Origin of the sequence: Halanaerobacter jeridensis (assembly GCF_016908315.1) — a bacterium.
Taxonomy (GTDB): Bacteria; Bacillota; Halanaerobiia; order Halobacteroidales; family Halobacteroidaceae; genus Halanaerobacter; species Halanaerobacter jeridensis.
In genome coordinates this window covers 166,903-182,683 of the sequence record NZ_JAFBDQ010000001.1, presented here as the reverse complement: position 1 = coordinate 182,683, position 15,781 = coordinate 166,903, and the positions used below count along the sequence as shown (strand labels likewise).

The following is a 15,781-nucleotide window of genomic DNA, read 5'->3' as shown; positions in this document are numbered from 1 at the left end:
CCCAGGGTTAACTAACAAACCACTGTAAATAATAATAAACTACTGGAAATACAAATAACAGACTATCAATCCGATCTAAAATTCCACCATGCCCCGGGATTATATCTCCTGAATCTTTAATCTCAGAATCTCGTTTAAAGACCGAAGCAGACAAATCACCTAATTGAGCTATAACACCAATTAAAATACCTAAAATAACTCCATGATATAAAGTAATATTAAAGTATAAAGCTAACAATACTGTCACTAAAATACAACTAACTAATCCTCCAACTGCACCTTCAATAGTCTTTTTAGGGCTGATTTCAGGCGCTAAAGCCTTGTTACCTAAACTAAGTCCCACAAAATAAGCTCCTGTATCTGTAAACCAAGTAGCCAAAATTGGAATCCATACTATTAACCTTCCACTTTGCAGACTAATTTCGGAATTATATAATAAAATTAAATGTGAAAACAAACCAGCTATATAGCAAACTCCAAAGTAAGTCACAGCTGTAGAAAAAATAGCTGATTCATTAATTTTAACTAAAATCTGTTTTAATAATATAATTATCAATCCTAAAATTAATGTTCCATATAAAAATTCTGCTTTTCCTGTTAGATAGGTCACGGTAATTAAAACTATAGCAAATATAATCCCTAAAAATTTATTAACCTTAACTCCTTTATTCTCTGCTAATTTAAAATATTCAACTAATCCTAAAGTTACTACAATTAAATTTAAAGCTAAAAATAACCAACCACCCATTTGAAAAATTAAAACTAATATAGGAACTCCAATTAATGCACTTAAAATCCTATATTTTAACATACTATCACCTACTTTCCTTTAATTCCCCCAAAGCGACGATTTCGTTTTTGGTACTCTTTAATTGCTGCTTTAAATTCTTCTTCCTTAAAATCAGGCCAATATGTAGCTGTAAAATACAACTCTGAATAAGCAATTTGCCACAGCAAAAAATTACTAATTCTTTTTTCTCCTCCTGGTCTAATCAGCAAATCAACATCTTTTTGCCCCGCAGTATACAGGTAATCAGAAAATTTTTCCTCTGTTAATTCAGCAGTACTTAAATTACCTGCCTGTACATCTTCAATTATCTTTTTAGTACTTTCAACTATTTCAGCTTGCCCCCCGTAATCCAAAGCAATATTAAGCTCTAATCCTGTATTATCTTTTGTCTCAGCAACTAATCTATTGGCTTTTTTACTAACTGATTGCGGAAGCCTATCTTTATATCCAATAATATTAACCTTTATATTTTCTTTTTTAAAAGTCTCGAGTTCTTGGGCAAAAACTTCTTTAAATAAATCCATTAAAAACTCTACTTCTTCTTGGGGACGCTTCCAATTTTCTGTAGAAAAAGCATAAGCAGTGAAATATTCAACCCCTAATTGATTAGCTAATTTAACTATTTTCTTTAATGTGCTAACACCTTTTTTATGCCCTTGAGTCCGTACTAAATCTTTTTTTTCAGCCCAACGACCATTCCCATCCATAATCACTGCTATATGTTTAGGTACTTCTTCTTTATTAATTTCTATATCAACTTCTTCTTGACCTTCTTCATTGTTTTGCAATATCTTTTTTATCCATTTCAACATAAAATCATCTCCCCATTTACAAGCTTACCCCCTCAATCATAGAGGGGGTAAGCAGGGTATATTTTATAATTAACCCCAAACTAATTCTTTTCAGCTATTAGTTAAACTTCCATAATTGCTTCTTTTTTGTTTTCTAGTAAAGTATCAATTTTTTCAATATACTTATCCGTTAATTCTTGGATATTCTCTAACCCACGGTGATAATTATCTTCAGAGATTTCCCCTGCTGCTTCTAATTGTTCTAATTCATCATTAGCTTCTCGTCTGATTTCTCGAATTACTACTCGACCATCCTCAGCTTTATCATTAGCTTTTTTAGCTAATTCTTTTCTTCTCTCTTCAGTTAACTGAGGGATATTGATTCTAATTACATCACCATCACTATTAGGAGTTAAGTCTAAATCAGACTTTTGAATAGCTTTTTCTATGTCTTCTAGTACATTATTATCATAAGGGCTAATTACTAATTGTCTTGCTTCAGGCGCAGAAATTTTAGCCATCTGATTAATAGGAGTATACTGCCCATAATATTCAGCTTTAATCCCATCTAATAAAGCAGGTCTAGCTCGACCAGTTCGCAACTTGTTAAATTCCTTTTTCACATCATCAAATGCCTCTTCCATATCTTGCCTAGCTTCTTTTTCTACTTGTTTAATCATTAAATAACCCTCCCTTTATCTAACAAAAGTTCCTATTTCTTCACCAGTCACAACTTTTTTAATGTTGCCTAACTCTTTTAAACCAAATACAACTAATGGAATTTTATTATCCATACATAATGAAACAGCTGTTGAATCCATAACTCCTAAACCTCTATTCAAAACATCAATATAATTAAGTTCCTTATATTTAACTGCATCAGGGTTTTGGTCAGGATCACAATCATAAACTCCATCAACATTTTTAGCCATTAAAATAGCATCAGCATTAATTTCTGCAGCACGCAAAGCTGCTGTAGTATCAGTTGAAAAATATGGGTTTCCAGTTCCCGCAGCAAAAATAACTACTCTACCTTTTTCTAAATGCCTCATAGCTCTTCTACGGATATAAGGTTCTGCTACTTCTTTCATAGTAATTGCTGTTTGGACTCTAGTTTCAACATCCAATTTCTCTATTGCGTCCTGTAAAGCTAAAGCATTAATCACAGTAGCTAACATTCCCATGTAATCAGCAGTACCACGGTCCATACCTTTAGCACTACCAGCAACTCCTCTGAAAATATTTCCGCCGCCTACTACAATAGCTAATTCTAAACCTGTTTCTACAACACTTTTAAGTTCTTCGGCAATTGAGTTAATAAATTGAGGGTCAATGCCGTATTCTTTTTCTCCTGACAAAGCATCCCCACTTAATTTCACAATCACTCGCGAATATTCAATTTCAGACATTAATGCAACCCCCAGTTCATTTTTAGATATAGTCAAAGCTTATTCTTCTCTAAAAAAATTATGCTTCTTCTTAAAAAAAAGAGAACACCCCCGTGTTCTCTTTTTTACTGCTTAGTTTCTTTACTTGTTAACCTCATTCATTACTTCTTCAGCAAAGTCTTCCTCTTCAACTTCAATACCTTCTCCTACTTCATAACGAACAAACTTCACAATTTCAGCATCTTGTTCTGCAATTAATTCCTTAATAGTTAAATCAGTATCACGAATATATTCTTGCTCTAATAGACAATTATTCTGATAGAATTTATCAAGACGGCCATTAACAATTTTATCAATAATATGCTCTGGCTTATCTTCTTTTTCAGCTTGTTTTCTTAAAATCTTCTTCTCTTTTTCTACTTCTTCTTCTGATACTGAATCTCTATCTAAGTAATCTGGATTAGCAGCAGCAATATGCATAGCTACATTCTTAGCTAACTCTTCATCAGCATCTTCTAATAATACAGCTACTCCAATTTGGCCACCCATATGTAAATAAGTAGCAAGTGTTTGCTCTGCATTCTTATCTAAAATCTCAAATCTTCTTAGAGTGATTTTCTCTCCAATTTGAGTAATAGCTTCTTTTAGATATTGATCTACCTTTTCTCCGTCTCCTTTTAGTGCTTGTTCTAACGCTGCATCAACGGAATCAGGCTGCTCCATCAAAATATGATCAGTTACATCATTAACTACTTCTTTAAACTCATCATTTTTAGCAACAAAATCAGTTTCTGAATTAATCTCAACAATTACAGCAGTATCATCTTCTTTCTCTACAGATACTAGTCCTTCAGCAGCAACTCTATCTGATTTATCAGCAGAAGACATACCCTTCTCTCTTAGATAATCAACTGCTGCTTCAAGATCACCATCTGTTTCTGTTAATGCTTCTTTACAATCTAACATTCCTGCACTCGTTCTTTCTCTTAATTTTTTAATATCAGCTGTAGAAATTCCCATTTTTTTCAAACCTCCCTGTAGTTGAAAAAAAGGCGCTGCATAAGAGATAGAATCTCCCCCCTTAATTCACGCCTCTAATTTTTTTAATTACTCTTCGTCTTCCTCAGTTACATCTTCTTCAGTTTCTGCTTCTTGTTCTTGTTGAATTTGTTCACCTTGTTTTCCTTCTAAAACAGCATCAGCCATAAGTCCAGTTAATAATTTAACTGCTCTAATAGCATCATCATTACCTGGAATCACATGATCAATCACATCAGGATCACAATTAGTATCGATAATTCCTACAACAGGAATACCTAACTTATTAGCTTCTGCAACTGCAATTTCTTCTTTCTTAGGATCTACTACAAAGATAGCATCAGGTAAACCATTCATATCTCTAATGCCACCTAAGAATCTCTGTAATTTTTCATGTTCTCTTTCTAATTCTAATGCTTCTTTATTTGGTAGAACTTCTAAAACACCGTCTTCTTCCATCTGCTCAATTTCATCTAGACGGTCAATTCTTTTCTTGATTGTTTGATAGTTAGTTAACATTCCACCTAACCATCTTTCATTAACATACGGCATACCGCATCTTTGTGCTTCTTCTTCAATTGTTTCTTGAGCTTGTCTCTTAGTTCCAACAAATAAAATATTTTGACCTTCACTTGCTAGGTCACGAACAAAATTATAAGCTTCTTCTGCTAGTGACATAGTCTGCTGCAAGTCAACAATATAAATCCCATTTCTTTCCGTGAAGATATAATCTTCCATCTTCGGATTCCATCTTCTTGTCCTGTGTCCAAAATGAACTCCTGTTTCTAACAACTCTTTCATAGTTACTACACCCATTAACAAAACCTCCTCTTGGTTTTAAACCTCCATTCCCTTCATCCCTTGATAAGACCAGTATTAGGCACCTTTATCAAGGTCCAGAAATGTGCGTGCTAATAATTTTTTCCACACATCAATATGTAGTATACCACAAGCAAAAAACAATATCAAGATTTGTAACTATTTTTTTAACTTATTTTCCTGTTAAAGATAATAGCACCGTCAAGGGAGAAACATCGGCTGTAAATTTATATCTCCCAGCCATTATTTTATTTTCTAAATCAAACTTTGTCAACAGTTGAATAAAGCTTTTTTTGTTTTTAATTAATTTCTTCTTTAATAATAGATCAGCCACTTCACGACTTGAAATCCCAGAAGGAATATTAATACTTATCGATGTAGGAGTAGACAATGAAGACGAAGTGGCTTCAGGAAGGCTTAAAGTAGTTGTCTGATTTAAAGATAAATCCTGCTGATGTTTATTATAATATTCTTGACCAGCAAAAGACATACCAAACTTTCTAGCTTCTGTTATAATTTCTTGGCGAGATAATTTATTACTTTTAATAGAAGTTTGTTCATTACCAATCGTTAAATCAGTCACCATTAAAATAGAAGAGATAATAATTAAAGTAATTCCAATTCCTAATAAAACATTTCTAAGCATTACCCTTCACCTCGCGAATTAAACTTCCAAATCAGTCTTACCTCTCTAGTTCCCATATCTAGTTTTTGGGCTACTTCAGCTAAAGATAAACCTTGCTCTACTAATTCTTTAATTTTCTGATAAGCTTGATGTTCTTGAACTTCAGCCTGTTCTTCTTTATTTTGAGTCTCATTTGCTGCTGAACTAACTGCATTGGATAAAGAATAATTCATTTTACTTTCTAAACGATCGATCTTTTCTTCTAATTCAATAATTCTATCTTCAATATTATCTAGGGTAGAATTCAAGTTTTGATTAGCATTATTTTGTTCCCGTTGCTGATCAAAAACCTGTTGGAAATTTTCCCCTTCTATATTATCTAATTTATCTTCTAACTCGTCTTTAACAGCCCTTATTTCTGATAATAACTCTGACTGCAAATAATAATCATCTTGGCTATTATTATTCTGTTTATAAGATATAAATAATGAGATTACAACTATTAGTATTCCTAGACTAAATAATCCATATTCCACTATTATCAACTCCAATCAAACCTTTATATCAATATGCTGGCCAACTGTCTTTTGATCATTGTTACTATTAGATTCAGAGTCTTCTGCTTCTTCTTGGTCCTTCTTTTCTTTGAATTGTTGTTTTTGTTTTTTTTCTTGTTCTTTTTCTTCACTAATTCTTTTGTGTTCGCTCTCTTCAGTTTCATTAACCTGTTTTTGTTGTTGGTCATATCTTTCTTCTTGATCCGCTGCAATTTGTTGTTGCTGAATTTCGGGGTGCATTTTTTTATTTTGTTCAAGGCTACTGAGATCCATTGACCGTGACATAATTGTTTTAGGATTAATAGGATCTACCATTATCATCCCCCCCTATCAATTACAGGATGTAGCTTTAATCTCTCCTTCTTGTAAATAATACTTAACATTACTATTCTTTTTACCAATTTTTCGTTTATAAGTACCAATCATAACTACAACTCCAGGATTTATTTCTTGCTCTATTTTAATTGTTCCCTCTTTACGTTTATCTAATTTTTCACTTAATTCATTTTTCTTCTCTTTAATAGATTCTAGTTCATTAGCCAAAGAATATCTCTTTCTAATTAATTGATTTAGCAACATTTCTTTACGTTCTTCTAATCCATCTTGTTGTTTTTTTACTTTCTTTAACAAATTAATGTTTTTAACAGTTTCATTAAGATCATCTTGCATATCTTCTAATTTTTCATTTACTTCGTGATACTCATCTCTTAATTCAGGAGTAATACCAACTGCAACTGTAGTAGAAGTTGCTAAATTAGAGCCAATAACTTTAGCCATAATTTCTTCTCCAGCTCTTACTGTCCCTCCAGAAATCAATCCTTTGCCGTGTTCAACGGTAATAGCTTTTCCTACATCTATATCACTATGAATTATAGCATCTTTAACTACTAGATTTTTTTGGGTCTTAACTGTTCCATTTTCAATGAATTTTACTTCAATATTTCCTTCTGCCTCTAATAGTCCTTTATTAGGAGAGCCAATAAATCCTTTTCTAATACTTATTTGCCCTCCAGATTCTATATCTGCTTCATAAACACTACCCTTAACTTCCACACTTCCTTTAGCTTTAATTTCCATTCCTTCTTTGACATCACCATGAACTATTACATTACCATTAAAATCTATATTCCCCGTTGATAAATCAACATTCCCATTAACTTCATGAGTGTCATCTACATTAACTTTAGAACCATCATAAGAGGCCTGTCCTTCCATTGTTGAAATTAACTTAAGCTCATCTTCATCTTCAATAACTTTGACATTCTTACCAGCTGGCAATGCTATATCTTCGCCAGGCTGAGGAGGGATTTCTTCTTCTTTAATGCTTTTACCAGGTGTACCCTCAGTTGCTGGTTTTTTAATGACCAACACTTCTTCCTCTTCAACATTGACAATCCGACCTAAATTATAAAAATCTGCTTTGCCGTCTTCATCTATATTAACTTTATTAGTATCCGATTCAGTATCAAATTTAAACTCTAATTCTGCATTATCACCAGTAATTGGCTCTTTTCCTTGAGCAATCTTAAATTCTTCTAAGGCGGTTTCTGGGTCAAATACATCTAGAAACTCTTCTTCTTTAACACCATAAGTAATTCCTTCTGATTTTACTTCCTCTAATATTTCAGAAGAGCTATAATTACTTCCACCTAAAGCTGGTTGATAGCTTAAATAAGCTGTTAATTGATCATCACTTATTTCTATATTTAGTTTAGCGTCTCTATCTAATTCAGGCTTTCGCTCAGCAATTTTAACTTCTTCCCCATCTAAAGTAAGAGCTTCACTGACAGCTCCATAATCTACATCTTCTATTTCTTTAGCACCCAAAACTTCTTCAACATCTGATAATTCCACTTCATCTCCTGCACCTTCTGGCTGCTGAACTTCTAAGAAAATACCATCTTCTTTAAATTTTAATTTAAATTCACCATCTTCTCCTTCTTCCTCTTCAATTTCAATCACTGCTTGATAAGTTTTTTCTCCTCCAAACAGCCCTAAAAATCCACTCTTCTCTTCGAACAACTCTACATCAATGTCTGTTTTTTTTATTTCCTGTTCTACTTTATTTTGAAAATGCTGTTGTGCTTTATTTAATGCTTCATCTTTATCTTTAGTTTTAACCTTAAATTCCAGCTTTTCAGCCATAATCATACCTACCCCCAATAGAATATTATTTAGCTAAACTTAACTAATACATCTTTCTTTTGCCCTAAATAACCACGTAATCTAAAAATTGATTTAGTATGCAATTGAGATATTCTAGCAGTAGTTAATTCCATTATCTCGCCTATTTCTTGTAAAGTTAGATCTTCATAATAATATAAGCTAACTACTAATTTCTCTTTTTGAGGTAATTTATCAATAGCAGTTCCTAAAACTTCTTTCATTTTATTATAATCAAAAACTTGATCAGGCTGTTCTTCTTTAGAACCTTTCACTAAGTCTTTAATAGTTATTTTATCATTATCTTTAAAAGAAATTATCTTTTCTAAAGAAATATTCTCTGGAATATTTATTTGAGAAAGCATCTTCTGATATTGTTTAGAATTCAAATCAAGTTCTTCTTTAATCTCTTCATCAGTTGGTTTTCTACCCAACTCTTTCTCTAATTTTATTAAAGCAGTACTAAACTGCTTGGACTTCTTTCTTACTGATTGTGGTACCCAATCATCTTTTCTAACTTCATCATAAATTGATCCTTTAATCCGCGGTACAGCATAAGTAGAAAATTTAATCCCTCGTTGAGGATCAAATCTTTCTAAAGCATCCATCAATCCTAAAATTCCATAATTAACTAAATCATCAAAACTATATTTATCAGGAATACTAATCATTACTTTTCCTACAATATGCTTGACTAATGGTACATAATCTAAAATCAATTTTTCCCGAGCGGATTGGGAACCATCTTCTTTATACTTGGCCCATAATTCTTCTTCAGTCAATTCATTATCAGTTCCCATATATTTAGGCCTCCTTAATTATCTTGACTCATTTCTCTTACTATTTCTGCACCTTCTTCTCCATCTATATTATTAACTACATTATTAGCTTCATCATCTAATTCTTCAAATTCTAATGGCTCAATATTTTCACTATCTTCTTCATCATTTTGATTATTATTATCCATCTGATTATTCTCGGCTTCTGGATTAGAACTTTGCTGGGAGTTATAATTTCTATCAGTTTGCGAAATCGCAGAATTTATATTTTGATAGATTACTTCTCCTAAAATACCACCGATTATAGAAAAGATTAAGCTGCCAGCAAGAACTCTAATTAAAACAGTTTGTAAACTAAAATCTAACACTATACTTATAATAATAATTAAAATAATAGCTATAATTGCAAAACTTATCATTAGCTTCTTTGCTAGCCAACTCACTAATATTAACACTCCTAACTATGATTAATTAAAAATATACAATTTATAATTGCAATATAATATGAACTTCAAACCTAGACTTGGCTTCACTCTCATTAATCCTCCGTGTATAAATTCAAAACATTACTACGCTACTCAACAATCTTTCTGGTGCAATATTACTCTTAGCCCTATTCTCTATATTTAAAACTGATTAAGTGCCTACGAGTTTTAAAAAACAAAACTCTCCGTGTAGCCCACAGTACTTAGCTTTCGCTCTTGGTGGCCCTCCGTGTTTTCAAAAATCGGAAAACACTCCGTGTAGCCCTAGTCACTCTACTTCTTGCTATATGCTCTGCGCAATCTATATGCAGTCTTTTATTGCTGGGTTGCCTACTTGCTATAATATAATATCATCTTTTTTAACAGTTTTAATTGTGGCTTTTCCTGTTCCCACATCAAATTCCATAGTACGTCCATAATCTTTTCCTACTTCAGATCCTTTAATTGGGATATTAGATTTTTTCAAATATTTTTTTACTGCTTCAATATTACGAGCACCTATACGCATTTTATCACTAGAATTAGAAAATTTAAACATTTGCGCTCCACCTGCCATTTTAGCCTCAAATCTACGCTTACTTGCTCCTGCTTTCTTCAATTTATCAATTAACATATCTAAAGCAGTATCAGCATACTTAGCTGGATTTCCATCATCTTTATTCTCAGGGAATTCAGGCAACATCACATGGGCCATTCCCCCTATTTGGCTTTTAGAATCATATAACGTAACTCCTACACAAGAGCCGAGACCAGAGGTGATTAATATATCACCATCTTTCCCAATATTTAAATCAGCCATTTTAATTCTGATCTTATTCCCCATCTAAAACACCCAGCTTTTTAAGCATAATTTCTAAAGAATCTGGATCTGGAATCAAGAAAAAGTTACCATTAATCCCCTGGGCTGTATCACTCTTAAATTCAGTTTCAACCACTAAACCATAATCACCTACTTGACCTAATTCAATAAAGCAAACCTCTAAAATTGCTCCTGCCATATCATAAGCTAGAGAAGGTACATCTGGTTTAATAGTCATATCAAGCATCTGAGCAAAAGCATTTAAATTAGAACCAGTTAAAATATTTGCTATTTCTTTTAAAGCCGAAGCCTCTATTTCACCTAAATCATCTTCAATATTAGCTGATTGACCAGTTAATAACTCGATTAATCTATTAGCTGCTTTAGTATCTAAAGCAAATAAAACTCCACCTTCCATATCTCCTTCTGTCTCTACTAACATAGCTATAATTAAATTCTCCGCCCCACCCATTATTTCAGGGATTTGATTAACTGGCATAATATTAACTTCTGGTACAGTCATCTCAATTTTACCATTTAACATATTTGATAAAGAAGTAGCAGCATTACCTGCCCCTATACTTGCCACTTCTTTTAAAGCATCTAATTGTATTGGCCCTAGTTCTGACAATTTCTGATCCAAATTCACATTTATCACCTCTATTGAATATTCTTCTTGATAAATTAAATAAGTCCTTTTTTTCTCAACTCACGCTGTTTAGAAAATAACCAACTCATTAACTCATCTCGTTCCGACCTTCCAAAACCTAAAAATTCAACTCCTACTTCATATCTTTTATCATTCTCTTTAACTACTTTATCCACCCGCACTACTTCCCCTAATACTGAAGTGAATTTAGAACCTACAAAGCTCAAATCCAAATCTAATAATTGCTCTAATTCTAACTTGTGTTGCGTGATCAACTTTACTCCTCCAGCACTAATATCATCTATTATCCCTGGGATTTCTCTCGTTTCTAGTTCATCAAAATCTATATTCTGACTTTCTATAAAATCTTCTGGATTAATATTTTCAAATTTCTCTAAATCCTTTTCTTCCCCAATTAGTTTAAACATAGTTGATTTATAAAGGTCTAATCTAAAATATCTTCTCTCTTGAATTTTACGTGCTTGCCCCGCTTGCTCTACAATGAATAAATGAGTAGAATCAAAGTCTTTAGCAACTAAAGTAACAGGTATAGAATAAAGAGCAGTCTTCCCTCTGATAGAAACTTGACCTCTAGTATTAGTAGAAGCTCTAATAACTCTACCTTTAGAAAAGGGAGCATTAATCACAAATCTATTATCATTAATTATATCAACTACTTGAGTAGGATAACTTCCTTCATATTCTCCATTCTTAATCTCAAATTCTACTCTTTGATTTATTTCCAAATTTTCTTTTAGATTAAAATCATCAACCTTTTGTCCCTGTCTCAACTGTTGCAACCTCCTTTTTTACTTACTGAATCCAAATACATCTTTTAAGAAACCAGTAAATCCTTTTGATTCTTCTTGTTCTTTGCCAATTAATTCTGCTCCTAAAGTTCTTATTTTTTTAGCTACTTTTGATTTTGGATATTCTATTAAAAATGGTTTCCTTTTTTTAACTGCTTTAATCACAGACCTATCTTCAGGTAACACACCTAATAAATCAACATTTAAATCTAAAAATTCTTGAGCGGTTTTTGTTAGACGATTAGCAATTTTAGTTCCTTCTTTATCACTAGCTTGATTAATAACTAATTTTATATCAAGGTTTTGATTATGGTTAGATAATACTTTAACCACACCATAAGCATCCGTTATAGAAGTAGGCTCAGAAGTTGAAATAACAAGAGTTTCATCAGCTGCTAAAATAAAATTAATCACTATATTTGATAAGCCAGCTCCAGTATCAATTAAAATAATATCATACTCTTCTTCTAATTCACTCCAACTATCAATTAAATTATTTAATTGATATCTAGATAAGTTAGCCAATTCTTCTACTCCCGAACCACCTGGAATTAGTGAAATACCATTTGGCCCTTCTAAAATAATCTCCGGCAACGTTTTTTTTCCAGAAATAACATGATTTAAATTATAATTTGGAGTTACACCTAAAATCACATCTAAATTAGCCATTCCTAAATCAGCATCAAAAAGAATTACTTTCTCTCCTTGTTCTTGCAAGGCTAAAGCTAAATTAGCTGTGAAATTAGATTTGCCCACGCCCCCTTTACCACTAGTCACAGTATAAATTCGAGCAGAATCAACCTTATTTTGAGCAGATTCTACTCTACTACTAGAATCTGAGTTATTCTTTTTTTGCTGGATCATTTTTCTCAGGTTTTCAGCTTGATCTTTCATAATTTTACTCCCTCAATAATATTATCAATTAATTTTTTATTATCTGCTATTTCAATATCTTCTGGTACATCTTGGCCTACTGTTACATAAGAAATAGGTTTTTGAGCTAAAGATAATGCTTCAAAAATAACACCTAAAGAATTAGTCTCATCAATTTTACTAACAATAAATTTATCAAAATTTAATTGACTATAAACCTCAATTATTTCCTTCATATCCTCTGTTTTGGTTGTAGCACTAATCACTAAGAAAACTTGATCGATAACATCCTTCTTAACAAATCCTTTTAATTCAGAAATATGAATATCATTATTTTGACTTCGACCTGCAGTATCAACAAAAATCAAATCATAATTTTCATTATACTCTTCAATTGTATTCTCCAATTCTTGAGGGCTAAATGCTACTTGTAATGGAATATCAATTATTTCGCTGTAAGTTTTCAACTGATCTACTGCTGCAATTCGATAAGTATCTGCAGTCACTAAACCTACTCTTTTATTTTGCTGTAAAGCAAAATCAGCTGCTAATTTAGCTAAAGTAGTTGTCTTACCTACTCCTGTAGGACCTACTAATGCTACAACTTTAGTTTGCTCAGCTAAATCAATTTTATTTTCACTTTCAAGCTGCATCAACTCAGCAAGCTCTTCACGTAGATTTTCTTTTATTTCTTCTTCATCTAAATTATAAGAATTATTCTTTTCAAATACATTCTGAGTCAATTGACATGCAGTCTCATAACTAAAACCCAAATTTAGTAGACTTTCAATCAAACTTTGGGCTGTTGAATTACCTACTACATTAAAACTATTATTCTTCTTATCTTTTATTTCATCTATTTCACCCACTAATTGATCCATCTGACCTTTTAAAGCTTCCAAATTATTTTTTACATCTTCATCAGCAGTTGAATTTTTTGTTTTATTCCCTGAATTAGAATTAGCTGTTTTCCCTTCTACAGTAGCCATTACTTCTACTACCTGATCAGTAAAAAAACCTAAAAATCCTCCTTCTTCAAACTTACGTGTATCTAAAATAATAGCATCTGAGCCTAAATCAGATTTAACTTTTAAGACTGCTTCTTGCATAGTAGGTGCTTTGTATTTCTTTACTTTCATTTATACATTCACCATCCCCACTGTCTGCACATTTATATAAGATTCTAATTCATTATACGATAAGACAACTAAATCAGGAGCTACTTGTTCAGTTAATTCTTTAAAATGATAACGCAAGATAGGTGAAGTAATTACAATTGGCTCATAACCCTGATTATTAATAGTTTGAATTTGCTGTGATAAACTATTATAAATTTGCTGCGCAAAATCTGGATTCAGTGCTAAATAAGAACCTTGGTCTGTATGTTCTATCGCATCAGATAATTGTTCTTCTAATTGTGGATTTAAAGTAATTACATTTATATTATCATTATCATCTTTATATTTCTTAGAAATTTGACGTGACAATGCATCTTGGCGTACATATTCTGTTAAAACTGCTACGTCTTGAGTATTATGTGCTTGATCAGCTAATACTTCTAAAATAGAACTTAAATCTCTAATAGAAACCCGCTCTTTTAATAAATTCTGTAGTACTTTCTGCACCTGTCCAATTGTTAATAGATCAGGAATTAATTCATCTACTACAGCTGGATTATCTTCTTTCACATTATCAATTAGTTCTTGCACATCCTGTCTTCTTAACAATTCATGAGCATGATTTTTAACAAGCTCAGTTAAGTGAGTAGCAATTACAGATGGTGGGTCTACAACTGTATATCCTGCCATTTCAGCTTTTTCCTTTTCATCTTCACTAATCCATAAAGCTGGTAAATCAAAAGCTGGTTCTGTCGTTTCTTGACCTTGAATCTCTTCTGTTGCCATTCCTGAATCCATTGCCATGTATTTATCAACTAAAATTTCATGGTCAGCAATTTCTACTCCTCTTAAATTAACTCGATAATGATTAGGTTCTAACTGCATATTATCTCTAATCCTAATCGGGGGGACTACGATTCCCAATTCTAAAGCGCATTGACGGCGAATCATTGATACCCGATCCAATAGGTCTCCTCCTTGTTCTGGCACTACCAGAGGAATTAAATTATATCCTACTTCCACCTCCATTGGATCTACTTGTAATAAATCAGTCATACTTTCTTCTTCTCGATATTCTTCTGCTTCTTCTTCTTGCACCTCTTCTTCCTCTTCTATCATTTCTTCTTGCTCAGCTTGATATAAAGTATAGCCAATTGCTCCTGCTGAAAGTGCTAAAAAGAAGAAAGGAATAAAGGGTAAAGGTGTTAATCCCCCTAATAAGAAAATTACAACACTAACGATCAACAACGTACGCGGTTGAGAAAAAATCTGATTAGTAAAGTCTTGTCCTAAATTACCTTCAGAAGCGGCTCTCGTAACTACAATACCTGTAGCAGTAGAAATTAATAAAGCAGGGATTTGACTTACTAATCCATCACCTACAGTCAATAATGTATAGGTAGTCAAAGCATCAGTAAAAGACATCCCCTGTTGAATAACACCAATCACTAAACCACCGACAATATTTATTAAAGTAATTATTATTCCGGCAATCGCATCTCCTTTAACGAATTTACTGGCACCATCCATTGCACCATAGAAATCAGCTTCTTGTCTGATTTCTTCTCGTTTCTGTCTTGCTTCAGCTTCAGTTATTAAACCCGAACTTAAGTCAGCATCAATACTCATCTGTTTACCAGGCATGGCATCTAAAGTAAAACGAGCTGATACTTCTGCTACTCGTTCTGCACCTTTAGTAATTACTATATACTGAATTGCTACCAAAATAACAAATATAACAAATCCAACTATATAATTTCCTCCTACTACAAAATTACCAAAAGTTTCAATCACTTGCCCAGCATCAGCTTGTCCTAAAATCAATCGAGTCGTTGATACATTTAAACCTAATCTAAATAATGTAGCTATTAACAATAATGAAGGAAACACTGATAATTCTAGGGGATTAGTCAAATAAATGGCTGAAATCAATATTGTTAAAGAAAAGCTAATATTCAAAGTTAATAACAAATCTAATATAAAAGTTGGTAACGGAATCATGAACATAACTACTACTATAATTACAGCTGCTATAAAGAGCAAATCACTATATTCACTAATTGCCCCTAGACTAGTTCCTTCTAAAGATGAGGCCAAT

At 32.4% G+C, this 15,781-nt stretch carries 18 protein-coding genes; all 18 read right to left on the bottom strand.

Translation table 11 applies throughout. From position 1 onward, the window contains the following. Positions 1–7: 7 nt before the first annotated feature. Entirely contained in the window at positions 8–811 is an 804-nt protein-coding gene (locus JOC47_RS00985) for a phosphatidate cytidylyltransferase (protein ID WP_204700092.1), read from the bottom strand. 8 nt (positions 812–819) lie between these two features. After that, positions 820–1,602 (bottom strand): undecaprenyl pyrophosphate synthase, encoded by a 783-nt coding sequence (gene uppS / locus JOC47_RS00980; protein ID WP_204700091.1) that lies wholly within the window; start codon positions 1,600–1,602, stop codon positions 820–822. Between the two features lie 101 nt (positions 1,603–1,703). After that, positions 1,704–2,261 carry a ribosome recycling factor gene (frr, locus tag JOC47_RS00975; protein WP_204700090.1) on the bottom strand — a complete coding sequence of 186 codons (558 nt, stop codon included), beginning with the start codon at positions 2,259–2,261 and terminating at the stop codon, positions 1,704–1,706. Positions 2,262–2,276: 15 nt separating this feature from the next. Beyond that, positions 2,277–2,990: a UMP kinase gene (pyrH, locus tag JOC47_RS00970; protein WP_204700089.1), complete on the bottom strand. Its 714-nt coding sequence runs from the start codon at positions 2,988–2,990 to the stop codon at positions 2,277–2,279. Between the two features lie 120 nt (positions 2,991–3,110). Then, entirely contained in the window at positions 3,111–3,989 is an 879-nt protein-coding gene (gene tsf, locus JOC47_RS00965; protein ID WP_204700088.1) for a translation elongation factor Ts, read from the bottom strand. 87 nt (positions 3,990–4,076) lie between these two features. Continuing rightward, entirely contained in the window at positions 4,077–4,823 is a 747-nt protein-coding gene (gene rpsB / locus JOC47_RS00960) for a 30S ribosomal protein S2 (RefSeq protein ID WP_204700087.1), read from the bottom strand. A gap of 175 nt (positions 4,824–4,998) precedes the next feature. After that, positions 4,999–5,472: a hypothetical protein gene (locus tag JOC47_RS00955; RefSeq protein WP_204700086.1), complete on the bottom strand. Its 474-nt coding sequence runs from the start codon at positions 5,470–5,472 to the stop codon at positions 4,999–5,001. After that, a complete protein-coding gene (locus tag JOC47_RS00950) occupies positions 5,472–5,987 on the bottom strand; it encodes a DUF2802 domain-containing protein (protein ID WP_204700085.1) in 516 nt (171 codons plus the stop codon). The genes JOC47_RS00955 and JOC47_RS00950 overlap by 1 nt, the downstream gene beginning before the upstream one ends. Positions 5,988–6,002: 15 nt before the next feature. Next, positions 6,003–6,323: a hypothetical protein gene (locus tag JOC47_RS00945; protein ID WP_204700084.1), complete on the bottom strand. Its 321-nt coding sequence runs from the start codon at positions 6,321–6,323 to the stop codon at positions 6,003–6,005. A gap of 15 nt (positions 6,324–6,338) precedes the next feature. Continuing rightward, positions 6,339–8,153 carry a FapA family protein gene (locus JOC47_RS00940; protein WP_239550835.1) on the bottom strand — a complete coding sequence of 605 codons (1,815 nt, stop codon included), beginning with the start codon at positions 8,151–8,153 and terminating at the stop codon, positions 6,339–6,341. Between the two features lie 29 nt (positions 8,154–8,182). Further along, positions 8,183–8,971, bottom strand: coding sequence for a FliA/WhiG family RNA polymerase sigma factor (locus JOC47_RS00935; RefSeq protein WP_204700083.1), 789 nt, complete (start codon positions 8,969–8,971; stop codon positions 8,183–8,185). A gap of 14 nt (positions 8,972–8,985) precedes the next feature. Beyond that, a complete protein-coding gene (locus tag JOC47_RS00930; protein ID WP_204700082.1) occupies positions 8,986–9,393 on the bottom strand; it encodes a hypothetical protein in 408 nt (135 codons plus the stop codon). 379 nt (positions 9,394–9,772) lie between these two features. Further along, positions 9,773–10,258 (bottom strand): chemotaxis protein CheD, encoded by a 486-nt coding sequence (locus JOC47_RS00925; RefSeq protein ID WP_204700081.1) that lies wholly within the window; start codon positions 10,256–10,258, stop codon positions 9,773–9,775. Then, the gene (locus JOC47_RS00920) at positions 10,248–10,883 is read right to left on the bottom strand and encodes a chemotaxis protein CheC (RefSeq protein ID WP_204700080.1); all 636 of its coding nucleotides are present in this window, start codon (positions 10,881–10,883) and stop codon (positions 10,248–10,250) included. The genes JOC47_RS00925 and JOC47_RS00920 overlap by 11 nt, the downstream gene beginning before the upstream one ends. Before the next feature lie 35 nt (positions 10,884–10,918). Continuing rightward, positions 10,919–11,674 carry a flagellar brake protein gene (locus JOC47_RS00915; protein WP_204700079.1) on the bottom strand — a complete coding sequence of 252 codons (756 nt, stop codon included), beginning with the start codon at positions 11,672–11,674 and terminating at the stop codon, positions 10,919–10,921. Between the two features lie 18 nt (positions 11,675–11,692). Continuing rightward, the gene (locus tag JOC47_RS00910) at positions 11,693–12,586 is read right to left on the bottom strand and encodes a MinD/ParA family protein (RefSeq protein WP_204700078.1); all 894 of its coding nucleotides are present in this window, start codon (positions 12,584–12,586) and stop codon (positions 11,693–11,695) included. Then, positions 12,583–13,704: a flagellar biosynthesis GTPase FlhF gene (gene flhF / locus JOC47_RS00905; RefSeq protein WP_204700077.1), complete on the bottom strand. Its 1,122-nt coding sequence runs from the start codon at positions 13,702–13,704 to the stop codon at positions 12,583–12,585. Before flhF ends, JOC47_RS00910 begins: the two co-directional genes overlap by 4 nt. Continuing rightward, positions 13,705–15,780 (bottom strand): flagellar biosynthesis protein FlhA, encoded by a 2,076-nt coding sequence (gene flhA, locus JOC47_RS00900; protein WP_204700076.1) that lies wholly within the window; start codon positions 15,778–15,780, stop codon positions 13,705–13,707. Position 15,781 lies beyond the last annotated feature (1 nt).